General features: G+C 62.4%; 18 protein-coding genes and 1 pseudogene. 6 read left to right on the top strand and 13 right to left on the bottom strand.

Going from position 1 to position 21,883, the window contains the following annotated elements:
• Positions 1–292: 292 nt before the first annotated feature.
• From VJ604_RS01645 to VJ604_RS01630, 4 genes are all read right to left on the bottom strand, one after another.
• Positions 293–970 carry an ABC transporter ATP-binding protein gene (locus tag VJ604_RS01645; RefSeq protein WP_324079642.1) on the bottom strand — a complete coding sequence of 226 codons (678 nt, stop codon included), beginning with the start codon at positions 968–970 and terminating at the stop codon, positions 293–295.
• Positions 963–2,213, bottom strand: coding sequence for a lipoprotein-releasing ABC transporter permease subunit (locus tag VJ604_RS01640; protein ID WP_324079641.1), 1,251 nt, complete (start codon positions 2,211–2,213; stop codon positions 963–965). Before VJ604_RS01640 ends, VJ604_RS01645 begins: the two co-directional genes overlap by 8 nt.
• Positions 2,214–3,692: a lysine--tRNA ligase gene (lysS, locus tag VJ604_RS01635; protein ID WP_324079640.1), complete on the bottom strand. Its 1,479-nt coding sequence runs from the start codon at positions 3,690–3,692 to the stop codon at positions 2,214–2,216.
• 124 nt (positions 3,693–3,816) lie between these two features.
• Positions 3,817–5,262 (bottom strand): RCC1 domain-containing protein, encoded by a 1,446-nt coding sequence (locus VJ604_RS01630; RefSeq protein WP_324079639.1) that lies wholly within the window; start codon positions 5,260–5,262, stop codon positions 3,817–3,819.
• Between the two features lie 161 nt (positions 5,263–5,423).
• On the opposite strand from VJ604_RS01630, the gene ettA reads away from it, so the two are divergent.
• Entirely contained in the window at positions 5,424–7,109 is a 1,686-nt protein-coding gene (gene ettA, locus VJ604_RS01625) for an energy-dependent translational throttle protein EttA (protein WP_324079638.1), read from the top strand.
• A 215-nt stretch (positions 7,110–7,324) separates the two neighbouring features.
• Here ettA and bioC read toward each other — a convergent pair whose 3' ends face one another.
• The 4 genes from bioC to VJ604_RS01605 form a co-directional block, all read right to left on the bottom strand.
• Positions 7,325–8,122, bottom strand: a complete 798-nt coding sequence (bioC, locus tag VJ604_RS01620) for a malonyl-ACP O-methyltransferase BioC (RefSeq protein ID WP_324079637.1) — start codon at positions 8,120–8,122, stop codon at positions 7,325–7,327.
• 211 nt (positions 8,123–8,333) lie between these two features.
• Positions 8,334–9,140, bottom strand: a complete 807-nt coding sequence (locus VJ604_RS01615) for an alpha/beta fold hydrolase (RefSeq protein WP_324079636.1) — start codon at positions 9,138–9,140, stop codon at positions 8,334–8,336.
• Positions 9,141–9,291: 151 nt separating this feature from the next.
• Positions 9,292–10,464, bottom strand: coding sequence for an 8-amino-7-oxononanoate synthase (bioF, locus tag VJ604_RS01610; protein WP_324079635.1), 1,173 nt, complete (start codon positions 10,462–10,464; stop codon positions 9,292–9,294).
• A gap of 91 nt (positions 10,465–10,555) precedes the next feature.
• Positions 10,556–11,674, bottom strand: coding sequence for a metallophosphoesterase (locus tag VJ604_RS01605; protein ID WP_324079634.1), 1,119 nt, complete (start codon positions 11,672–11,674; stop codon positions 10,556–10,558).
• Positions 11,675–11,927: 253 nt separating this feature from the next.
• Here VJ604_RS01605 and VJ604_RS01600 point away from each other — a divergent pair, with 253 nt between their 5' ends.
• Complete coding sequence (locus VJ604_RS01600; protein ID WP_324079633.1) at positions 11,928–12,107, top strand: hypothetical protein; 180 nt, start codon at positions 11,928–11,930, stop codon at positions 12,105–12,107.
• A 181-nt stretch (positions 12,108–12,288) separates the two neighbouring features.
• Here the strand turns inward: VJ604_RS01600 and VJ604_RS01595 are convergent, their stop codons facing one another.
• Entirely contained in the window at positions 12,289–13,158 is an 870-nt protein-coding gene (locus tag VJ604_RS01595) for a sterol desaturase family protein (RefSeq protein WP_324079632.1), read from the bottom strand.
• Positions 13,159–13,184: 26 nt separating this feature from the next.
• The gene (locus VJ604_RS01590; RefSeq protein ID WP_324079631.1) at positions 13,185–13,697 is read right to left on the bottom strand and encodes a DUF1440 domain-containing protein; all 513 of its coding nucleotides are present in this window, start codon (positions 13,695–13,697) and stop codon (positions 13,185–13,187) included.
• A gap of 196 nt (positions 13,698–13,893) precedes the next feature.
• Here VJ604_RS01590 and VJ604_RS01585 point away from each other — a divergent pair, with 196 nt between their 5' ends.
• Both VJ604_RS01585 and VJ604_RS01580 read left to right on the top strand, forming a co-directional pair.
• Complete coding sequence (locus tag VJ604_RS01585) at positions 13,894–14,349, top strand: AtaL-like protein (RefSeq protein ID WP_324079630.1); 456 nt, start codon at positions 13,894–13,896, stop codon at positions 14,347–14,349.
• 45 nt (positions 14,350–14,394) lie between these two features.
• A complete protein-coding gene (locus VJ604_RS01580; RefSeq protein ID WP_324079629.1) occupies positions 14,395–14,841 on the top strand; it encodes a surface-adhesin E family protein in 447 nt (148 codons plus the stop codon).
• 213 nt (positions 14,842–15,054) lie between these two features.
• Here the strand turns inward: VJ604_RS01580 and aroC are convergent, their stop codons facing one another.
• The 3 genes from aroC to lnt form a co-directional block, all read right to left on the bottom strand.
• Entirely contained in the window at positions 15,055–16,146 is a 1,092-nt protein-coding gene (gene aroC / locus VJ604_RS01575; RefSeq protein ID WP_324079628.1) for a chorismate synthase, read from the bottom strand.
• A gap of 179 nt (positions 16,147–16,325) precedes the next feature.
• Positions 16,326–18,431 carry a glycogen debranching protein GlgX gene (glgX, locus tag VJ604_RS01570; RefSeq protein ID WP_324079627.1) on the bottom strand — a complete coding sequence of 702 codons (2,106 nt, stop codon included), beginning with the start codon at positions 18,429–18,431 and terminating at the stop codon, positions 16,326–16,328.
• 194 nt (positions 18,432–18,625) lie between these two features.
• Positions 18,626–20,170, bottom strand: coding sequence for an apolipoprotein N-acyltransferase (gene lnt, locus VJ604_RS01565; protein WP_324079626.1), 1,545 nt, complete (start codon positions 20,168–20,170; stop codon positions 18,626–18,628).
• A gap of 592 nt (positions 20,171–20,762) precedes the next feature.
• Here lnt and VJ604_RS01560 point away from each other — a divergent pair.
• Together VJ604_RS01560 and VJ604_RS01555 are read left to right on the top strand one after the other, a co-directional pair.
• Positions 20,763–21,026, top strand: a complete 264-nt coding sequence (locus VJ604_RS01560) for a hypothetical protein (RefSeq protein WP_324079625.1) — start codon at positions 20,763–20,765, stop codon at positions 21,024–21,026.
• 183 nt (positions 21,027–21,209) lie between these two features.
• A pseudogene (locus VJ604_RS01555) lies at positions 21,210–21,883 on the top strand (cytochrome B6); the annotation flags it as partial.

Below are 21,883 nucleotides of genomic sequence, written 5' to 3'. Positions count from 1 at the left end.
AACATCAATACAGAATAGTACAGCACCTACAAAAGCTCTATCCGCCCTCTACCAACTCCCCCTCGCCCTGCGGGAGAGGGCCGGGGTGAGGGAAGCCTCATCGTTCAACCACTCCTCACGACCGCCAGAGGCCGTTCGCCCTGAGCCTGTCGAAGGGTGTGTGAAACTCACACGGCACTTCGTGTCGATAAAAGTTGGAGTTCGTACTTCGACAGGCTCAGCACGAACGGGATCCCCCCACTCCAACCGTCACTCGACTCCCAATCAAAAAGACCGGGTCAGGATGAGTACCTTACCCCGCCTCCACGATATTGCCGTCCACCAGGCGGATGGTGCGGGCCATACCGGCGGCCAACCGCTCGTTGTGGGTCACGATCACCAGCGAGATGCCGGTCTCCTTCTGGATCGAGTAGAGCAGGTCATGCACCTCTTCGCTGGTCTTCATGTCCAGGTTGCCGGTCGGCTCATCCGCCAAAAGCAGCCGCGGCGAGCGGACCAAGGCGCGCGCGATGGCGACCCGCTGCTGCTCCCCGCCCGACAGTTCTCCCGGCCGGTGGGTCACCCGGTGGGCGAGACCGACGCTGGTCAGAAGTTCCCGCGCCCTTCCTTCGACCTTAGATCTTTTCTCCCCGCCGATCAGCAGGGGCATCATCACGTTCTCCAGCGCCGTGAACTCGGGGAGCAGGTGGTGGAACTGGAAGACGAAGCCGATCGACTTGTTGCGGAAGGCGGCCAGCGGCTGATCGGAGAGGTTGAAGATGTCCTGTCCATCGAAGAGCACCTTCCCTGAGGTGGGACGGTCGATGGTCCCCATGACGTGCAGGAGGGTGCTCTTGCCGGCGCCCGAGGGGCCGACCAGGGCGATGGTGTCCCCCTGCCCGACTGCCAGGTTGATCCCCTTCAGCACCTCGACCTTGGCTCCGTTGCCGTAGGTCTTGTAGAGGTCTTTCACCTCCAGAAGGCTACTCATAGCGCAGCGCCTCCGCCGGGGCCATGCGCGAGGCGGCCCACGAGGGATAGAGGGTGGCGATGAAGGAGATCAGCACGGCGGTCACGCTGATCAAAAGCACGTCCGACGGGATCACCCGGGAGGGGAAGTGGTCGAGGTAGTAGATGTCCTTGCTGAACAGCTCGAAGCCGGTCATCCTCTGGATGAAGCCGACGATCGGCTCCAGGTTGAGCGCCACCAACAGGCCGCTCAGGACGCCGACGGCGGTCCCGAACACACCGATGATGACCCCCTCGAAGACGAAGATGCGCATGATGCTCCGACTGGTGGCCCCCATCGACTTGAGAATGGCGATGTCGCGGGTCTTCTCCATGACCACCATGAACAGCGTGGAGGCGATGCCGAAGGCCGCCACCAGCACGATCAGGGTCAGGATCACGAACATCACGCTCTTCTCGGTCTTCAGGGCGAACAGGATGTTCTTGTTCATCTGCATCCAGTCGCGGGCATGGTAGGAGGGGCCGAGGGTACTGTTGAGCTTCTGGACCAGGGCACCGGTCTTGTAGACGTCGCGCACCTTGAGCTGGACGCCGGTCACCACGTCCCCCATCCCCAGGAACTGCTGCGCCTCGTCCAGCGAGACGTAAGCCAGGGTGGAGTCGTACTCGAACATGCCGGTGTTGAAGATTCCCACCAGCTTGAAGTGCCGCAACTTGGGCATCATCCCGAAGGGGGTGATGTTCCCCATCGGCGAGATCACGTCGATGGTGTCGCCCACGAAGAGCCCCAGGTTCTTGGCGAGCTCCTTGCCGACCACCACCCCCGGGGTCTTGGCGGTGGGATCTTCCAGCTTCTGGAGATTTCCCTCCACCATCGACTTGTGCAGGTTAGTCACCTTGGCATCGGTGGCCACGTCGATACCGCGCAGCACCACCCCGGAAACGTTCCTGCCCGAGGAGAGCATCACCTGGTTGTAGATGAAGGGGGTGGCGGCCACCACGCCGTCCATCTTGCGCACCTTGTCGAGCAGCGGGTGGTAGTCGTCCATGGCGCCGCTCGTGCTGAGGATCACCACATGCGCGTTGGTACCGAGGATCTTCTCCTTCAGGTCCTCCTCGAAGCCGGTCATCACCGCCAGGACGATGATGAGCGCCATGACGCCCAGCGCCACACCGGCCACCGAGATGAGGGTGATCAGGGAGATGAAGGTCGACTTGCGCTTGGCCCTCAGATACCTAAGCCCTATGAAGAGCTCGAATGGCATCTATTTCGCCTCTTTCCTTAGCTGCGGGAACAGGATGACGTCGCGGATCGAGGGGGAGTCGGTCAACAACATGACAAGGCGGTCGATGCCGATCCCTTCGCCGGCGGTCGGCGGCAGGCCGTACTCCAGGGCGCGGATGTAATCCTCGTCCATGTAGTGCGCCTCCTCGTCACCCTTGGCCTTGGCGGCCACCTGGGCGAGGAAGCGCTCCTTCTGGTCGCGCGGGTCGTTCAGCTCGGAGAAGGCGTTGGCCATCTCGCGGCCGGCGCAGAAGAACTCGAAGCGGTCCACGATCTCGGGATCGTGGTCGTTCTTCCTGGAGAGCGGAGAGACCTCGGTGGGATAGGCGGTGATGAAGGTCGGCTGGATCAGCTTGGTCTCGGCGACCTCCTCGAATATCTCGGTGATCAGCTTGCCGTAGCCGATATCGTCCGAGAGTTCCAGGCCGAGCTTCCTGCCGTAGGTGAGGGCGAGGTCGCGATCCTCCAGGCTCTTGGCGTCGATGTCGCCGAAGTGGACGATCGCCTCCTTGACGGTGAAGCGCTGCCAGGGGCGCTGGAAGCTGATCGGCACGCCGCCGTAGGTGAAGTCCAGGGTGCCCAGCACCTCCTGGGCCACGTGGCAGAGGAGCTCCTCGGTGAAGTTCATCAGGTCCTCGAAGGTTGCGTAAGCCTGGTAGAACTCCATCATGGTGAATTCGGGATTGTGGCGGACCGAGATCCCTTCGTTGCGGAAGTTGCGGTTGATCTCGAAGACGCGGTCGAGACCGCCCACCACCAGCCTCTTCAGGTACAGTTCCGGGGCGATGCGCAGGTAGAGGTCCATGTCCAGCGCGTTATGGTGGGTGATGAACGGCTTGGCGGCGGCGCCCCCGGGGATCTGCTGCATCATGGGGGTTTCCACTTCCAGGAAGTCGTGGCGGGTCATGAACTCGCGGATGAGCGAGACGATGCGGGAGCGCTTGAAGAAGACCTCGCGCACGTCCGGGCTCACGATCAGGTCGACGTAGCGCTGGCGATAGCGGGTCTCCACGTCGGTGAGGCCGTGGAACTTCTCGGGAAGCGGCAAGAGCGACTTGGTCAGCAGGCGGATGGTGTCGCAGGCGACGGTGAGCTCGCCTTTCTGGGTGCGGAACGGGGTCCCGGAGACGCCGACGATGTCGCCGATGTCGTAGTTCTCGAACTCAGCGAAGAGCTCCTCACCCAGGGTGTCCTTCTTCAGGTAGAGCTGGACGCGCCCTTTGCGGTCCTGGATCTGGACGAAGGCGGCCTTGCCGAAGGAGCGGCGGGCCAGGATGCGGCCGGCCAGCACGAACCGCTGCGGGTTCTCCTCGATCACTTCCTTGTCGCCGTAAGCGGCACGAACATCGGCCGAGGTGTGCTCCGGCCGGAAATCGTTGGGATACGGGTTGATCCCCGCCTCCCAGAGTGCATCAACCTTGCGTCTTCTCTGCAGCAACAGCTCGCTCAACTCTTCCATTATCTGATCAACCTTTCTCGCGTCGTGGACTGTGGAACAATCCGTCAAATTAGCCCACATGGGCGCGATTAGTCAAGGGGAATTAGGGGGAACCGCCGGCTGCGGGAGGCAAGCCGACGCAGCCTTATAGCGGCCCTGTACTGGGGTCCAGCAGGAGCGAAATCGGCTTCAGGATGTAGGATACCGTGTTGGTCGGGATGGTTCGACCGAGTTGCCCCCAGTTGTTGTCCCCCCAGCCGTACCAGTGATTGTTGATCTTGGCGTACGACGTGTTGCCGATGGCATAGACATCGGTGACTCCCTGTGTCGAACTGGCGATGAGCCCTTTGAGAATCGTCGCCTCTTGCGCGCTCTCGTTCCAGAAGGTGACCTGGGCCTCGCCGGGGTCGGGGGAGCCGTCAGGCTTGGTGCGGTTGGGATCGGTACTGATGCCCAGTTGCCCCTTCTCGTTATCGCCCCAGGAGTACACATGCCCCTTGCCATCGCTGCCCAAAACCAGCGCCAGCACGTGCAGCTGGCCGGGGGCCACCTTCTGGCGGATGGATGCCGAGCTGAGGTTCTGAAAAACAAGAGTGGTGCCGTCTGATTTTTTTACCGGATAAAACTTGTTGAGATCATCCTGCACCACCTGCGCCGTGACGGCGATGGGAGCACCAAGAGAATTCACACCCAGTCCCAGTTGGCCGTAGAGACCGTAGCCCCACCCCCAGATGGTGCCTTCGTCAGTGGTAGGATCCCGTAACACTGCCAAGCTGTAGCTGCCGGCGGCCGCGATCTGTGTCGCCACGCGAGGCGTCCCACCCACCGTGGTAGGGAGGGGAACCGGATAGGGGGTTGCATAGATGGCATTGTTATTGGCGATGTTTAGCTGTCCAGCCTGGCCGTAGAAGTTGTACCCCCAGCCATAGACCTTGCCGTCGCTGGTACGCGCGAGGGAATGGCCACCACCAGCGGCCACCTCCACGACATCGCCTGGAACGGAGACGTTGATGGGAAGGTCCCATTGGGTGACGGGAAACCCGTACCCCACTTGGCCATAGGTGTTGTCCCCCCAGCCATAGACCTTCCCGACGCCGGAGACCACGATGGCAGCAAGTGAGTGCTTCCATCCGGCGGCAACGCCAACAACCTTACCGACATTGGATATCGTGGGTACCTGCAAGGGGATGAAGCTGTAGGCTTTCGATCCCGAGGTGGCGAGCCCCGCGATTCCGAGCCTTCCCGAGAAGTTGCTTCCCCACGCCCAAACGGTGGTGTTATCAAAGGCGAGCACGTGGTTGGCTCCGGAGGAATAACCAGCGGCATGCAGAAGGGTATCCTTCACTAAGGGGTCGCTGATGGGAGCAAACGCAGCGATATTGGCGAGGCTTCCATTAGCCAACTGGCCATAGCCGTTGTAACCTGCGGCCCACAGATCGTTGTTTTGGTCTTGGAAAACCCCATAGGAATAAAAGACGTTTTCGCTGGTGGAAGCGGAATTTTTGGAAGTGGAGCTGCCGCACCCTGAGATCAGTGTCAGAGACAGCAAGCCAGACAGCACCAGCAGTCTGGTGCCAGTTAGGATTTTCATGTTGGAAGCGCCCTCGCCTTAAGTTAAAAAATATCAGCGGATTTAACATTACATCGAGGAGAAAGTCAAGGATGGACTAGGGAATCCGCTGTTGACAGGGCGGGGGCCTTGCATGTATGAATGAGACATAATTTCAGACATCGGGAGGCCGCGAAAACAGCATGGCAATTGAACCCAACAAAGTTATCTACTCCATGATCGGGGTCAGCAAGTTCTATGACAAGAAACCCGTTCTAAAGGATATCTATCTCTCCTACTTCTACGGCGCCAAGATCGGCGTGCTCGGCCTGAACGGCTCGGGGAAGAGTTCGCTCCTGAGAATCCTGTCCGGCGAGGACAAGGAGTTCAACGGCAAGACCATCCTCTCCCCCGGCTACACGGTCGGCATCCTGCACCAGGAGCCGCGGCTCGACGAGAGCAAGACGGTGCGCCAGTGCGTGGAGGAAGGGGTCCAGGAAGTCGTGGACCTGGTGAACGAATTCAACGAGATCAACATGAAGTTCGGCGAGGAGATGACCGACGCCGAGATGGAAAAGCTCTGCGACCGCCAGGCCAAGGTGCAGGAGAAGCTCGACCATCTGGACGCCTGGGACCTCGACAGCCGGCTGGAGATGGCGATGGACGCCCTTCGCTGCCCGCCGGGCGACACCCCGGTGAACGTGCTCTCCGGCGGCGAGAAGCGCCGCGTCGCGCTCTGCCGCCTGCTTTTGCAGAAGCCGGACATCCTGCTCCTGGACGAGCCGACCAACCACCTGGACGCCGAATCGGTGGCCTGGCTTGAGCAGCATCTTAAGCGCTACGCCGGCACCATCATCGCCGTCACCCACGACCGCTACTTCCTGGACAACGTGGCCGGCTGGATCCTGGAACTCGACCGCGGCCAGGGCATCCCCTGGCAGGGCAACTACTCCTCCTGGCTGGAGCAGAAGCAGGCCCGGCTGGCCCAGGAAGAGAAGCAGGAGACCGAGCGCCAGAAGACCCTCAAGCGCGAGCTGGAGTGGATCAACATGTCTCCCAAGGGGCGCCACGCCAAGGGGAAGGCGCGCATCACCTCCTACGAGGATTTGCTCAACACCGAGAGCGAGAAGCACGCGAAGGATCTGGAGATCTACATCCCGCCCGGGCCGCGCCTGGGTGGCGTGGTGGTCGACGCGGACAATGTAGCCAAGGCCTACGGCGACAAGCTCCTCGTGGAGGGGATGTCCTTCAGGCTGCCGCCGGGCGGCATCGTGGGTGTGATCGGCCCCAACGGCGCCGGCAAGACCACGCTGTTCCGGATGATCACCGGCGAAGAAAAGGCCGACTCCGGCAGCTTCAAGATCGGCGACACCGTGAAGCTCGCCTACGTCGACCAGAGCAGGGACGCGCTCGATCCCAACCAGAGCATCTGGGAAGCCATCACCGGCGGGCAGGAGCAGCTGCAACTGGGCAAACAGCTGGTGAACTCGCGCGCCTATGTGGCACGCTTCAACTTCTCCGGGACCGACCAGCAGAAGAAAGTCGGCATGCTCTCTGGCGGCGAGAGGAACCGCGTCCACCTGGCCAAGATGCTCAAAGACGGCGGCAACGTGATCCTGCTGGACGAACCCACCAACGACCTGGACGTGAACACCATGCGGGCCTTGGAGGAGGCACTGGAGAACTTCGCCGGCTGCGCCGTGGTCATCTCCCACGACCGCTGGTTCCTGGACAGGATCGCCACCCACATCCTCGCCTTCGAGGGAGACAGCAAAGTGGTCTGGTTCGAGGGGAACTACTCCGAGTACGAAGAAGACCGCCACGCCCGCCTGGGCACCGCCGCCGACCAGCCCCACCGCATCGTCTACCGCCAGCTGACCAGGGTGTAGAAGGGCTCAAGGGTCAGGTAGAGCAACGAAAAGGGGCGCCTGCAGATGGCGCCCCTTTTTTATCTTCCGACTGATTCGTGTTACTGCTGGTTGGCGGTTGGCGAAAATTGGAACCGTTCGTGCTGAGCCTGTCGAAGTACGAACCTCCAACTTGTTCAGGCTGATCCAGCCGTGTGAGTTCCACACACCCTTCGACAGGCTCAGGGCGAACGGATCTACTTCCAGCCGAGCCCGTAGATCACCTCATAGGTAGCGGGGATCCCTTCTTCGCGGCCAAACGTCTTCTGATAACTCTCCATCATCTCCAACATCACCCGCCGCTCGGAAAGGCCCTTGGCAGCAACGGGAGTCGCGGTCCCGGCCCCGATCTTCTTCAAAGACCGCAGGAGTTCCGGCACATCGCGATGAAACTCGACCTCCAGCTCGGAGCTCGCTGCAGCCCCCGAGAAACCTGCCCGTTCCAAGGCGCTCTGCACATCTGCAGCGGAGAAAAAGCTGTGGCTTCGATCCGGCCCGCTCTTAAGCGCAGCCTTGTAGGAATCCCGCAACTCGTACAGGGTCTTTTCCCCGAAAAGGGCGAAGCAGAACAGGCCACCCGGCGACAACACCCTCCGCACCTCCGTAAAGGCGTGTTCCAGAGAGGTAAGCCATTGGTACGTGGAGGTGGAAAGGACCAGTTGGAAGCAGCCGGAAGCGAAAGGGAGCCTTTCCGCGTCGGCGTTCACCAGATGCACCCGATCCGCCGCCAGCGTATCCGCAGCCGTCCGACACATGCCGAAGGCGAGGTCCGCGCCCACCGCCAGAGACTCCGGATAAAGCTCGCGCAGCCTCTTCAGCAGGTTGCCCGTTCCGGCCCCGATATCCAAAAGCCGATCCGGGTGCAGCTGTTCACGACGCAAGGTATCGACCAGCTTGGCAACCACCCTGCGCTGAACAACAGCGTAGTCGTCATACTCGCCAGCCCGCTTGTGAAACGACTCCCGAACCTTTTCCCTGTTTATCTCAGCAACCATCTATTACCTTCTGCATTTCCGTCATGCAAGCCACGTTTAACTCTCACTTCCCACTAATCCCAACCTCCCCTCTCCCGAAGGGGGAGGGCCAGGGAGGGGGAACTCTGCCGGGCCAGCCAACTCCGTCCCTACTGTCTCAGCAACGCCCCCCCCATCCTCACCCTGTCCCTCCCCTTGAAGGGGAGTGGACCCGGGTTGGGCCGTCGTTCCTTTAAGCCATCTCCCGCAGGAACTCCCTTACCACCTCGTTGAACTCCTCCGGCCGGGTCATGAACGGCGCGTGGCCGCATCCCTTCATGATGTTCAGAGTCGCCGTCGGCATCCGTTCCGCCATGTAGGCCGACGCCGAGGCCGGACAGATGCCATCCAATTCACCATGAACGAGCAGCACCGGCCGGTCGATGAGCGGAAGCAGTTCCCGCTGATCGACGGTGGCCAGGATCTGCAAGGCGTCCCTGGCCGCCTCCGGGTCCGGCGAACGCCCGCCCATCACGATTTCGTGCACGATGCGCTGGTACTGGGCATGGGCCATCTCCCCTTCCGCAAACATCCCGCGGAAGAAGTCGCCCATCGTCTTCTGGTAATCGCGCCGCAGCCGAAGCGTCATCCCTTTCACTTCCACCGGCGCCTGGCCGTGGCTGTACCCTTCCGTGGTCGTGAACCTCGGCGTCCCGCCGACCAGCACCAATCCAGCCAGCCGCTCCTGCAGCCTCGAAAAGGCTTGCAAGGCGACCTGCACGCCCAAGGACCAGCCGATCAGGATGGCCCCCTGCAGGTCGAGTTCCTCGAAAAAGCCTGCGAGGTCCCCAGCGAAATCATCGATAGCGTAACCGGCGGCAGTTGATGAGCCGCCATGCCCGCGCTGGTCCAGCAAGAGCAGCCTGGCCTCTGCGCCCAGCCCCTGCTGGAACCGCCACACCCGCGAAGACATGGCCCACCCGTGCACGAAGACCACCGGTCGTCCCGCGCCTAGATCGTCGTAATGGAGGGTGACCGCTGGTGTTTGAAGAAGTGGCATGATGCTTTCCTTGCTCGTTGTGGCTTTCCCGATCAGCGATGATCTACCGCTGACACGTCCCTTCTCTACCCCATCCTCACCCCGCCCCTCTCCTTGAAGGAGAGGGAGAAGTTGGCTGAACTGAAGATTGTCGTGAAATCAAGGTCTCCGTTCAGCTGATGACTCCGAGCTTTATCCCAACCTCGATGATGGCCTCGGCCGCTCCCTCCAACTCGGCTGGTTCGTGCGTGGCCATGATGGTGCAGCGCAGGCGGCAGCTCCCTGCTGGCACCGTGGGCGGCCTGATCCCCTGCACAAAGACGCCCCGCTCCAGCAGCTCCCGGCTGAACTCCATGGTCGCTTCAGCCGGTCCCACGAAGATCGGCACGATCTGCGTCTCGCTTCCCATGGTGTCGAACCCGGCCCCCTGAAGCCTCTCCTTGAAAAGTGCCACGTTGGACGCCAACCTTCGTCTGAGCTGCTCACCCTCTGGGGAGTCGACCACGTCGATAGCGGCGATGGACGCGGCCAGCACCGCGGGAGGAAGCGAGGTGGAGAAGATGAAGCTGCGGGCCTTGTTCACCAGGTAATCGCAGATTTCCGCGGAAGCCGCGGCATAGGCGCCAAAGCTGCCGAACCCCTTGCCGAGGGTCCCCATCTGGACGTCGATGCCGTCGAGGACGCCGAACAGCTCGGCACTGCCACGCCCGGTGTCCCCCAACACGCCGCTGCCATGGGCGTCGTCAACCATCAGGAGAGCGTGGTAGCGTCTGGCCAACTGCACCAGCTTGTCCAAGGGCGCGATGTCGCCGTCCATGCTGAAGACGCCGTCGGTGACGATCAGCCTCCTGCCGTTGCCCCCTTTTTCCTGCAGCAGCCGTTCGAGAGCGGCCGTGTCCCGGTGGGGATAGCGGTGGAAATTCGCACGCGACAACAGGGCGCCGTCCACGATGCTGGCATGGTTGAGACGGTCGGAGAAAATGGCGTCGCCTCGCCCCACCAGCGCCGAGATGATACCGGTGTTGGCGGCGTATCCCGAGTTGAAGACCAATGCCCGCTCGGTCCCCTTGAAGGCCGCGATCCGTGCCTCCAGCCTTTCGTGCAGGTCCATGTTGCCGCATACGAGACGGGACGCCCCGCTCCCCACCCCGAAGCCGATGGCGTCGGTGGCAGCCTGTTTGAGCACCGGATGGTCGGCGAGTCCCAGGTAGTTGTTGGAGCAGAGCAGCAGTACATCCTTGCCGTCCAGCTCGACACGTCCACCCTGGGCGCCATGGATGGTCCTCATGCTGCGGTACAAACCTTCCGCGCGCAGGGCCTGCAGCTCTTCAGCAAATGTCTGCACAGGTTCTCCTTGGTCTATTATCTACAGGACAGCACCCTTATTAACACAGAGGGGGAGCCTCGTCAACCAATCGACGTGAACAGGTTGACAACTACACGGGCAGCAGGTCGATGACGGTGATCTCCGGAGGCGCGAGCACGCGTGCGGGAGGGCCCCAGGTACCGGTGCCGCGACTTACGTAAAGAAGCGAGCCGCCGGCCCCGGAAAGCCCCATTTTGACAGGATAGGCAAGGTGGGTGATCAGGTTGAAGGGAAAGAGCTGCCCCTTGTGGACGTGTCCGGACAGCTGCAGATCGAACAGGCCGACAGCTCCCTTTTCCAAGGTGGGCCGATGTTTGAGGAGAATGGTGTAGCGGTCCCTTGGCAGCGCCGCCAGAAGCGACTGGTCACTAGCGGCAGTTTTCCCATGGACAGCCGCAGGGTCGTCCACCCCGGCGACACTGAGATAATCGGAGACTTGTACAGCCTCTCCTCGCAGCAGGCGGAATCCCCCCTTTTCGGTGAAGGTGGTCGATGGTGCCACTCCAGCGAATACTTCATGGTTTCCCAACACCGCATATTTACCCAGCGGCGGGTTCAGCGCGGCAAGTTCGTGGTCAAGCCCCTTCAAACCATCCATCTGGCCGTCCACCAAATCGCCCGTACTGACCAGCATATCTGGCTTTAACAGCGACACCTTCTGGAGGATGTCGGCAAGCCGATCCTTCCCCACCATCAGCCCCAAGTGAAGATCGGAGATCTGCACGATCCTCACCTTCCCCACTGTTTTCGGGATCTTCGGGCTGCGCAGGGTCACCTGTTCCACCCTGAGGTGGCGCGCCTCGAAGAGTCCGTACACCAGTGCCGAGAGGGCCAGCAGCATGGCGGCGGAAAGGATTGCCGGATTGGAAATGGTGAGATCGACCTGCAGCATCCGGCCAGCCAGGAAGAGGACGAAGCGGAGCAGGTCCAGCATGATGGAGGCACTGAGGAAGAGGAAGAAGAAACCCATCCAGAGATAGCCGAGGTAGCCGACGATGCGTGCCGGAAGCTCCAGTGCCGCCCGCTCCAGCAACCTGACCAGGATGGGGGCGGCAACCATGAAAAGGGAAAGTGCCGTCAGCAGCACCGGCCATGGAGAGGAGAGGTGAAAGGCGCGGGCGGTCCGAAACAGCAAGTACGCATGCGCGCCGCCGTAAATAGCAAGATAGAACAGGATAAACAGCGGCATTGCCACCCCCTCACAAAATATTCCACACTCTATCATACGGACAGATATGAGGCGAGACAAAGGGAGATCAAGCTAGGTAGCGACGGAACGGGAAAATAATTCACGTCATGTGGTGCACCATGGGGCCGACACTGTTCGGCACGGGAGGGCACATGGGCATCCCTTTCTCCCGAAGGGGCAGGGCTCGGGAAGGGATGGCGTGGGGACGCCGAGAAGGCGTAAAATAGGGGCAGAGACTGAAAGGAGATCGACTATGTCATTTGCGCTCTATCTAGTAGGTTTTCTGCTGATCATCGCAGGGGTGGCCTGGGCGCTGCTGACGGTAGGGGTCGCCATGATCAAGATCGCCATAACCTGTGTGATCCTGCTCGGCGTCGCCGTCCTCTCCGGCGTCGTCAAAACCCGTCCTAAGGACCCGCCGAAGGGGACCTAGCCTCTTTTAACCTTATTGCCCCGTCAGACATCCCCTCTCCCGAAGGGGGAGGGCCAGGGAGGGGGGCGCTGCCACCCAATGCCACCATCGCTCCCCCCTCCCAACCTCCTCCCTTCGGGAGGAGGCCTCGGACGACAGGCTGAAGGTCATCCTGCTAGAAAGAACAAGGGGACGCAGAACCTCAACCGGCGAGGGTACTGGTGGAAATGGAAAGCGGTTCCCGCTGCGGTTTCGGGGCGGGAAGCTCCGGCCGGAAGGGCATCTCCAGCACCTTGCCCAACGTCACCTTGTCGGGATGCTGGTAGCCCGCTACTCCCAGGGTGATCTTGTCCTGAGGCACGTTGAGACGCAGCGTACCGTGGAGATAATCGGGCCATGAGAAGATGGTGGACCAGTTCGAGTCGGTTTCGTCACGGACCATGGAATGGTGGATGCCGTGCATGCGCGGCGTGACGATGAGCCGGCACAGACGGCGTTCCAGGGCGAAGGGGAGCCGCAGGTTGGAGTGATGGAACATGATCGCCATCAGGGTCAAGGTCTGCCAGAGAGCAAGGGCCAGCGGCGAGATCCCCAGCAGCCGTACCTGGGCGGCCCGCCACGGCACGGAAAGCATCAATTCACCGGGGTGGAAGCGAAGCGCGGTACTGGCATCCATATCGATGTCGACGTGGTGAGCCTTGTGAAAGCGCCACAGCAGGGGGGCCTTGTGGGTCAGGTAGTGCCAGATGTACAGTGTGTAGTCGAGCAGGATCACCGACAAGGCAACCTCGGCCCAAACGGGTAGCCGGACGATGTTGAGCAGCCCGAGCCTCTGCCGGTGCACAGCGAGGGACAGTGGCGCCACCACCGGCTGCTCCGCCAGAGAGACGGTGGCCGCCGCCAACAGGGAAACCGTGGCGTTGCGGACATCGCGGGTCAGTTTGTCCTGCCGGTTACGCCGAAGCGGCCGTTTCAGCTCAAGCACCACCACCGTCGCGAGCGTTCCCACGATGAGCATGGTATTGAGCCATTTGGGGAGGGGACGGGTCATGGGGTCGTTCTTTCTGGACACTGCGCATACTCCTTTAGCTGCCCGGTTTACCGGGCCCGGGCCGCCAGCCTGTGTACGAACTCAGCCGCCGCGGTCCAGGCGATATGGTTACCCATCTCCTTGGCGCTCGGCTGCCAGGGGATGCGGCGCAGGTTCGGAGAGATGCCGAGGGTCGGTGCGATCACCCCGTCGCAGGCAAAGAAGAAGGGGATGGCGAAGGGGAGCCCCGCATACCTGCACAGCCGGGGGAACTTCCTCCTGAGGCCGCTATGGATAAGTCCCCAGCCAAGACCGTAGATGACGCTGAAGGCCGCCCGCGCCCGCTTCTTGGCCGGCTTGGAAAGCCTTCTTCCCATGAGCTTCTCGGCGAAGTAGGGTCCCGCCATCTGATGAGCCGGAGCCTCCCTCACCCGCCGGTCGCGCCTCTTCTGCTTCGTGCTGACAAGGCGGTCGAGCAGGCGGTCACTGCCCGCCGCCACCAGGCCGGCAACCAGCCCCGCGGCCATGCCGGTCAGCACGGGGTGCCTGCTTTCCAGGATGTCGATCTTGATCGGTCTCATGGTCCTCTCCTCCCGTAGTACCAAGCCCAGGATGCCAAGTCCCCATTGTAGCGTCAGGCCCGAAGCTGTCAAACGCGGCTTCCTTGACCGCTGTTCAGGCCCCTCTATAATTAGAAACGTCGTCCGACACCCCGAAAGCACGTCGAGCAGTCGATCCGGAGCCCTTCCCGCTTAACCTTAGACAGGAGGAAAAGCCATGCCGATGATCGTCAAGACGTTGCAGGTCCTGGTGCACGCCGAACACGAAACCCTCTGGAAGATCCTGATGGACAGGCTGGAAAATCCCGGTCGCTACCTGCCGGGGGTAAGCGAGGCTAATATCCTGGAGAGGAACGAAGGAGAGGTCGTGCGGGAGATGAAACTGCACGGCGATCTGGTGAAGGAAAGGATAATGATCAGGCCTCACGGCGCCGAACTGCGCCATGAGTTGTTGGAACATCCGCAGTTCACCGGCTTCATCGTCACCAAGATAGTGAGGACGGCGGTGCAAAGCCCGGTCGCCCCGCAGTACCTGGAATACGATCTCGACCTGCAGACCAAGTCGTTCAAGGTGGACGGCGCCGTGCAAGGGGAAGATGAGATCATCGGCGACATCAAGTACGAGATGGCGAAGCTGAAGTCGAGGGCGGAAGAAATGGACAGCCGGGCCTGAGGAGGTCCGGCGAAGGAAAATACCTGGTCAACGGAGGAGACAGCGATGAGATCCGCAATGGCTAAGATGTGCAGCATCCTGACAGCGCTGCTGGTGTTGAGCGGCATCCTGGTGCCAGCGGCTTTTTGCGCTGACAAGGAGTGGCTCCTGCTGGACGAGAACCAAGGGTCCAGCTTCTTCATCAACACGGCCAACATGGAAAAGCCCAAAGCGGGGGTGGTGCGGGTAACCACGCGGGTGCTCTACACCAAGGAAGGGAAAGCGGAGGCGTTGAAGACTCTGGCAGCTTCCAAGACCCTGGAAAAACTCTACGAGACCCGCTACCGCTACGACATCGACTGCTCGGAGCGGGAAAGCAAACTGCTGGAAGTGACCCATTTGGACAAGAACGGCGGCACCCTCAAGTACACCAACCTATCGGCGTTCACCGAGTGGGAATCCATTCCGCCGGAAGCCCGCATGGCGCTGGTTGCCGAAGCGAGCTGCCACTAATCCAGGTCCCTATTTAATTTCCACAACCATCAACTATCCCGGCCTGAATTCCCCCGGTTCGTTGCCACTCTAGTTAAGGAAACAGTTCGGTGTTCCGGTTATCACCCTCTCCTCCTCAGGGGGAGAGGGTGGCCGAGGGCCGGGTGAGGGCGTGGTTGGCATCCCCTCTCCCTCACCCCCGACCCCTCTCCCCTGAAGGGGCGAAGGGAGCCGTTATCCCCTTCCCCGCTGCCGATATTCCTGCCTCAACAGCAGATCCATGATCACCAGGGCCGCCATACTCTCCACGATGGGAACCGCCCGCGGTACCACGCAGGGGTCATGGCGCCCTTTCGCCTCCAGGATGCCCTCTTGGCCGTCGAAGCCGGCGGTACGCTGGCTGACCCCGATGGTGGCGGGTGGCTTGAACGCCACCCGGAAGTGGATCTGCTCGCCGTTGGAAATCCCCCCCTGCACGCCGCCGCTGTTGTTGGTCAGCGTTCCCAGACGTCCCCCCTTCTGAATGAACGGATCGTTGTGCACACTCCCCAGCATGGATGAGCCTGCGAACCCCGAGCCGATCTCGAACCCTTTGGTGGCGGGAAGCGACAGCATGGCATGCGCCAGGAGCGCCTCCAGCTTGTCGAAGACCGGTTCGCCCAGTCCTGCCGGGATGTTGCGGCAGACGCACCTCACCACGCCCCCCACCGAGTCGCTGTTGTCGCGCACCAAGGCGATCAGCTCCTCCATCGCCTTGGCCGCGACAGGGTCGGGGCAGCGGACCAGGCTGGCGTCGACCTGGGACCGGCTGATGGAATCGAGATCGACCTCTCCACCGGGGATGAGGCCGACGGAATCTACCCAGGCCACGATCTCAACGCCGCATGACTGGGCAAGGAACTTCTCCGCGATGGCGCCGGCCGCCACCCGACCGATCGTTTCGCGGGCGCTGGCGCGTCCGCCGCCGCTGGAGGCCCGTCGGCCGTACTTGACCTGGTAGGTGTAATCGGCGTGGGAGGGGCGTGGAAAGGCGAGCATCTCCTGGTAGTCCCCCGGCCGCTGGTCGCGATTGTGCACCATCAGGGCGATGGGGGTGCCCAGGGTGACGCCGTTTTCGACGCCGGAGAGGATGGTGACCAGGTCCTGCTCGTTGCGCGGCGTGCTGAGCCCGCTCTGGCCGGGCCGCCGCCGGTCGAGTTGCGGCTGGATATCGGCCTCGCTGAGCGCAAGGCCGGAGGGGCAGCCGTCCACGATGGCGCCCACCGCAGGACAGTGGCTCTCGCCAAACGTGGAGACCTTGAACAGGGTGCCGAAGACAGAAGACATCTATACCTCCTGTAAACTTAGCCACTACCGCTCGCTCCAGCGCTCCGCCCGATTCAGCTCAATCCTCCTTACCCAGCGCTCCCTCTCGCTCCGGGAGAGGGCTGGAGTGAGGGAAGCCCGCAGGGGGAGGGAGAGTTTGGCATGTCGGGAGAAGTGGGTGGAGGAGATGGGAGGAGAGTTTACCCGCGCCGCCTGGGCCCCCTGGCGATCAGCACCGCCAGGGTGCGGGCCGGCAGCAGGTAGCTGTTTTCCATCAGGGCCGGCATGGTTTCCCAGGGGACGATGTCCTCCGGAGACGGCAGCGAGGTATCGATCCAGCGCAGCCAGCTTCCTCCCGGGAGCCTCTGCGGAGGGGGAAGCATGAACCTCAACGGGCGCCAGTAGGCGTTGACCATGAGGTGGAAGACCAGCCGACGGTTGCCGCTCCAGGCGGTCAGGGCGATACTGTGGGACTCGTGGCTCCAGTCGGGCGTCCCCAGGCGCACGCCGTGCCATTCCAGCTTGGCCTGCCCGAGCAGCCTGCTGAGGGCCATGTCCACCATGATGGCGTCGCTGTGCAAAAGCCTGGTGGAGATCAGCTCCCGGGCGAAACGGTGCACGTCGGCGTGGGTGTCCAGCAGGCTCCAGTCGAACCAGCCGAGCTCGTTGTCCTGGCAGTAGGCGTTGTTGTTGCCAAGCTGGGTCCGCCTCACCTCGTCCCCCATCAGCAGCATCGGGGTCCCCAGGGCCAGCAGGGTCACAGCCAGGAAGTTCTTGACCTGCCGGTTCCTGAGCGCCTCCACGGCCGGGTCCTGGGTCGGCCCCTCGTAACCGCAGTTCCAGCTCAGGTTGTTGTCCGCCCCGTCCCGGTTCCGCTCGCCGTTTTTCTCGTTGTGCTTGACGTTGTAGGAGACCAGGTCGTTCAGGGTGAAGCCGTCATGACAGGTGACGAAGTTGATGCTCTGCTCCGGCTCGCGCTCCTGGTGCCCGTAGATGTCGGGGCTCGCGAGAAGCCTCGCGGCGAAGCGGGAGATCACGCCGTTGTCCCCCTTCAGGAAGCACCTCACGTCGTCGCGGAACTCGCCGTTCCACTCCTTCCAGCTGTCGCCGATGAAGCTCCCCACCTGGTAGAGCCCTCCCGCGTCCCAGGCCTCGGCGATCAGCTTGATGCCGGCCAGGGCGGGATCGGACTCGATGTCCCAGAGGATGGGGGGATTCTTGAGCGGACGCCCCTCGCCGTCCCGGGAGAGGATGGAGGCGAGATCGAAGCGGAAGCCGTCGACGTGCATCTCCTTCACCCAGTAGTGCAGGCTGTCGATGATCAGCCGGCGGACCACGTGGTGGTTGGCGTTCATCGTGTTGCCGCAGCCGGTGTAGTTCAGATAGTCGCCGTCGGGACCCAGCGAGTAGTAGACGTCGTTGGCGAAGCCCCGGTAGCAGAAGGTGGGGCCCTGGTGGTCTCCCTCCGAGGTGTGGTTGAATACCACGTCCAGGATCACCTCGATCCCCGCGCTATGCAGGGCCTTGACCATGTCCCTGAACTCGTCCAGCGGGCCAAGCGGGTCCTTGCGGGAGCTGTAAGCGGCGTGGGGGGCGAAGAAGGAGACCGGGCTGTACCCCCAGTAGTTACGCAGGCCGAAGGGAGCGTCGAGCGGATCGAACTGGAAGACCGGCAGCAGCTCCACCGCGGTGACCCCCAGTTGCACCAGGTACGGGATCTTCTCGATGAGGCCGGCGTAGGTGCCGCGCCTGTCTGCCGGGACTCCGGAGGAGGGGTGCTTGGTGAAGCCGGCCACGTGCATCTCGTAGATGACGGTCCCCGAGTAGGAGCGCTTGAGCGGCACGTCCCCTCCCCAGTCGTAGCCGCGCGGGTCGGCGACCACGCTCTTCATGGCGACGGCCAGGTTGTCCCCCGGCTGGCAGGCCGCGCTCCTGTCGTACCCCTCGGGCACCGCCACCGCCCGGCCGTAAGGATCGATCAGCAGTTTGCCGGGGTCGAAGCGCCGCCCCCGCCGCGGGTCGAAGGGGCCCGCGACCCGGTAGCCGTAGAGCTGGCCGGGGCCGATGTCGGGGACGAAGGTATGCCAGTAGTGATAGGTGCGGTTGCGCCTGGGGTCGAAGGAGATGGTGCGGGAGGGAACGGCGTCGTCAAGGTGGTCGAAGAGGAGCAGCTCTATTCCGGTGCAGTCTCTGGCAAAGACGCTGAAGTTGACACCACCGGGAAAGACTGTGGCACCCAGGGGAGATGTATTTCCCCGGTGGATCTCACAGTACTTGGAACCTTCTCTGTCAGTAACTATCGCCATTGAAGCCTTATCTGATCCTGAGAGTGGGAGATTGCTCCCGTTGACATCGGCAATGACTGTCAACGCTTCTTATTGTCCCATTCACTATCTCAGGATGCAAGTGTGGATCTGAAAGATGCATCGATAAGCCGGACGAAGCCGTTCGCCCTCAGCCTGTCGAAGGGGAGATGGGACTCGCACGTTTAGCGCCGGCCTCAGCGACGGGCCCTGGTGAGCCTCCAGGCCCAGGCCAGCCCGGCGAGCGAGGCGGCAGCGCAGAGCCAGCCCAGCCAGTCACCCAGAAGGTAGTAGACCGTCTTCCCCTTCATCAGCGGCAGCGTCCCCACCAGGACCTCCCTGGTCCAGACCCCGGTGCGACCGGTGATGCGCCCGACCGGGTCGACGAAGGCGGAGATGCCGGTATTGGTGACCCGCACCAGCTCGCGGCGGTGCTCGATGGAGCGGAAGGTGGCGAGGGCAAGGTGCTCCATCGGTTCGCTGGAGTTGCCGTACCAGGAGTCGTTGGTGAGGTTGAAGAGCGCCTCGGGGATGCGGTTGTTACCGCCGCCGTGCATGAGCTTCCGTATCTGGGCGGGGAAGATGTCCTCGTAGCAGATGCTGACCGAGAGAGGGTGGCCGGCGAGGGTGAGGGGCTCGACGCTGACACCGGGGCGGAACCTGCTGGTATAGGGGGACCAGGAGTAGAGGATCGGGAAGAGGTCGCCAAAGGGTATGTATTCGCCGAAGGGGACCAGGATGCTCTTGTCGTAGCTGCCCAGTATGCGGCCGGAGGCGTCGGTCAACAGTGCGCTGTTGGAGAGGCTCTTCCCCTGGATGCCGGACTGTTCCAGACAGGCCCCCATCAGCATGGGAGTGCCGGTCTGGCCAGTGAGCGCCTCGGGGAGCCTCCCCTCGCGGGTGGTAATGCCGAGCAGGCATACCCCCTCCGGCCAGACGATCAGGTCCGGGGAACGCTCCACCGCCACCTTCCTCGACAGCTCCTGGTACTCGCGCAGCTTGGCTTCCGGCTCCAGGTAGTTGTCGGCCGCCCCGCGATTGGTCTGGATGAGGCCGACGGTCATCTTGGAGGCAGCGGCCATCTCGCGCTCGACCTCGCGGATGCGGAACCCGCCGTAGCCGAGGACGGCTACCATGGTGATCGCGAAGATGGCCACGGTACGCCAGGGGAGGCGGCGGCTGGCGAACCAGGAGGCGGCCACGGCATAGATGGTGGCGTTCACGTAGACCACCAGGAAGCTCACCCCGAGGATGCCGGTGAGATCGGCAATCTGGGTCAGCAGCGAAAGCTTGTACTGGCTCGCGCCCAGGTAGTTGGGGAAGAGCTCAGGCCACAGCTTCTCCAGCGCCGTCCAGAGTACCGGTGCCACCCAGACCACGCTCCAGCCGGTGGCGCCGACGATCAGCCGCGTCCCCCAGGCCCAGGTGGCGAAGATGACGCCGTTGGCGGCGGCCAGCAGCAAAAGCGCCAGCACTCCGATCGGCCAGGGGGCACCGGCGAACTGGCGGAACATCTCCACGATCCAGTAGAACCCTCCGGTGTGGCCAACTATGCCGGCCAGCCAGCCGATCAGGAAAGCGCGCCCGGGACGCTGGTCGCGGATGGCCCAGAGGACCGGGACCAGGAAAACCCACTCCAGGTAGAACTGGTCGAAGCCGACGTACCCCAGGAAAAGGAAGATGCCCCCCAGGACGGCGGCAGCCCACGGCAGTATGGAGTTTTTCTTCAGTGCTGGTTGCAAGGGACACGCTCTCCGTTTGCTGATGTGGTCGGTCGGAGGGAAGAAAAAGACTCCGACGGGCCGGGGTGTCCGGCGCGTGCACGATACCACATATACTTAATCAACTCAATCTCATCCCCTCTGCTCCCAAACGACAAAGGGCGCCCGAAGGCGCCCCGCTTGCCACTAATGCTGTTTGTTGCCCTTCGTTGTTAGCCTCCACCTCTTCTTCGCCCGCCACAGTCAACCCTTCCGCCGCTCTCCTACCGTTTCTGTTCTGGTCTGCCGTCGCCGTCTTGATCAGCCGTCACCGCTGTTGATCGGCGGGCGGGCTCGGGTTAGGAATCTCCTTCACCCAGCCGCCCGGACAGCTCTTCACATAGGGGTAGTACGCCTTGGACTGTTTGCAATAGTACCAGTACTGCTCCGCCTGAGGGGCCGGCGCTATGAACTCCTGCGGCCGGGGTTGCTCGACCACTACTGATGGTGCGGGGTAGTACGGGTACGCGTAGGGATAGCCATAGGGATAGCCATAGGGGTAGTAGTAAGGGTACCAGGGACCGCCGAGGTAGACGCTGAAGGAACTGCCTCCGTAGCCGTGCCCGTAATAGCCATGGCCATAGTAACCGCCATGGCCGTAATAGCCGCCGCCATGGCCATAGTAACCGCCGTGGCCATAGTAGGTGCCGCCGCGGCTGTAAGCACCGCCGGAACCTCCGCCACGGCTGTAACCTCCGCTGTAACCGCCGCCGTGACTATAACCGCCACCGTGGCCATAACCTCCGCCGGTTGCCGGGCGACCGCCTCCGCCTGTTCCACCGGTGCGGCCGGGCGCGCCACCGGCGGCGTGGGCGGCCAAGTCGAGCGGCCCGGCTAACGATCCGGCAATAAACAGCAGCGGAACAACGAGCAAGACGATGGCAACCCTTTTCATGTCAGCCTCCGTTTGCGAGCTTTTCTCTTAACTTAAGTATACAACCAATCTTTCTGTCGTTGACTTCCTATGAAGAAGTGCAAAAATTAGCGGATTCAAATACTAACCGGTAAAGGAGGAGTCGCAATGAGAAAGCACCCGGCAGCGCTCTTTTCACTGTTGGTGGCGTCAGGTCTGATGCTAATTGCCACCGAGTCCCGGACCCTCTCCGCCAACCCGCCGCAGCAGGCCCCGTTTGATGCCGCAGCCGATGCACAGACTCCCAGAGAGGTTCCCAAGACTCGGCCGGAGCAGCAGATGAACCAGCATGACAGCTCCGGCGTCTTCGATGCCACCAATGCGGATCCCTCCTCCACGGCCTTCAAGGCACAGCCCGACGAAGGGAAGATCCTGGGCTTCGAGTTCTACCGGGACCCGCTCGACGCCAAAAAGCCGATGATGACCTTTGAAGAGGTCTACCAGAAGGACGTGGCGGACAAACCTAAGGTAATGGCGACCCAGCGAAGAGTCCTGGAGTCGAGGTACGACCTGACCCCGCACCTCTCACCGGACGTCAAGATGACTCGCGGCAAGCCGATCGCGGTGGGTCCTACCGCCAGGCTCCCCCAGGGGCTTAGCTGGGACCGCCTCACCGCCATGTCCCCCGAGGCTATCCGCAGGGACAACTTCTTCCCCTACCCGCCGCTGCCGCATCCCAAGCAGGCCACCGGTGGGCAGGTCTTTCCCAAGGTGCAGACCGACATGTTCCCGAGGCTGCAGCGATTCGACGTCGACTTCGACATCCCCGATGCCTTCCTGCC

The sequence above is a fragment of the Geomonas sp. genome, from assembly GCF_035254065.1.
In the GTDB taxonomy this organism is placed as follows: Bacteria; Desulfobacterota; Desulfuromonadia; order Geobacterales; family Geobacteraceae; genus Geomonas.
This window is presented reverse-complemented; position numbering and strand designations above follow the sequence as displayed.

Excerpts from the sequence above, each read along its gene's own strand:
- VJ604_RS01645 (WP_324079642.1), bottom strand. The coding sequence starts at position 970 with ATGAGTAGCCTTCTGGAGGTGAAAGACCTCTACAAGACCTACGGCAAC.
- VJ604_RS01640 (WP_324079641.1), bottom strand. The coding sequence starts at position 2,213 with ATGCCATTCGAGCTCTTCATAGGGCTTAGGTATCTGAGGGCCAAGCGC.
- lysS (WP_324079640.1), bottom strand. The coding sequence starts at position 3,692 with ATGGAAGAGTTGAGCGAGCTGTTGCTGCAGAGAAGACGCAAGGTTGAT.
- VJ604_RS01630 (WP_324079639.1), bottom strand. The coding sequence starts at position 5,262 with ATGAAAATCCTAACTGGCACCAGACTGCTGGTGCTGTCTGGCTTGCTG.
- ettA (WP_324079638.1), top strand. The coding sequence starts at position 5,424 with ATGGCAATTGAACCCAACAAAGTTATCTACTCCATGATCGGGGTCAGC.
- bioC (WP_324079637.1), bottom strand. The coding sequence starts at position 8,122 with ATGGTTGCTGAGATAAACAGGGAAAAGGTTCGGGAGTCGTTTCACAAG.
- VJ604_RS01615 (WP_324079636.1), bottom strand. The coding sequence starts at position 9,140 with ATGCCACTTCTTCAAACACCAGCGGTCACCCTCCATTACGACGATCTA.
- VJ604_RS01605 (WP_324079634.1), bottom strand. The coding sequence starts at position 11,674 with ATGCCGCTGTTTATCCTGTTCTATCTTGCTATTTACGGCGGCGCGCAT.
- VJ604_RS01600 (WP_324079633.1), top strand. The coding sequence starts at position 11,928 with ATGTCATTTGCGCTCTATCTAGTAGGTTTTCTGCTGATCATCGCAGGG.
- VJ604_RS01590 (WP_324079631.1), bottom strand. The coding sequence starts at position 13,697 with ATGAGACCGATCAAGATCGACATCCTGGAAAGCAGGCACCCCGTGCTG.
- VJ604_RS01585 (WP_324079630.1), top strand. The coding sequence starts at position 13,894 with ATGCCGATGATCGTCAAGACGTTGCAGGTCCTGGTGCACGCCGAACAC.
- VJ604_RS01580 (WP_324079629.1), top strand. The coding sequence starts at position 14,395 with ATGAGATCCGCAATGGCTAAGATGTGCAGCATCCTGACAGCGCTGCTG.
- aroC (WP_324079628.1), bottom strand. The coding sequence starts at position 16,146 with ATGTCTTCTGTCTTCGGCACCCTGTTCAAGGTCTCCACGTTTGGCGAG.
- glgX (WP_324079627.1), bottom strand. The coding sequence starts at position 18,431 with ATGGCGATAGTTACTGACAGAGAAGGTTCCAAGTACTGTGAGATCCAC.
- VJ604_RS01560 (WP_324079625.1), top strand. The coding sequence starts at position 20,763 with ATGGCCATAGTAACCGCCATGGCCGTAATAGCCGCCGCCATGGCCATA.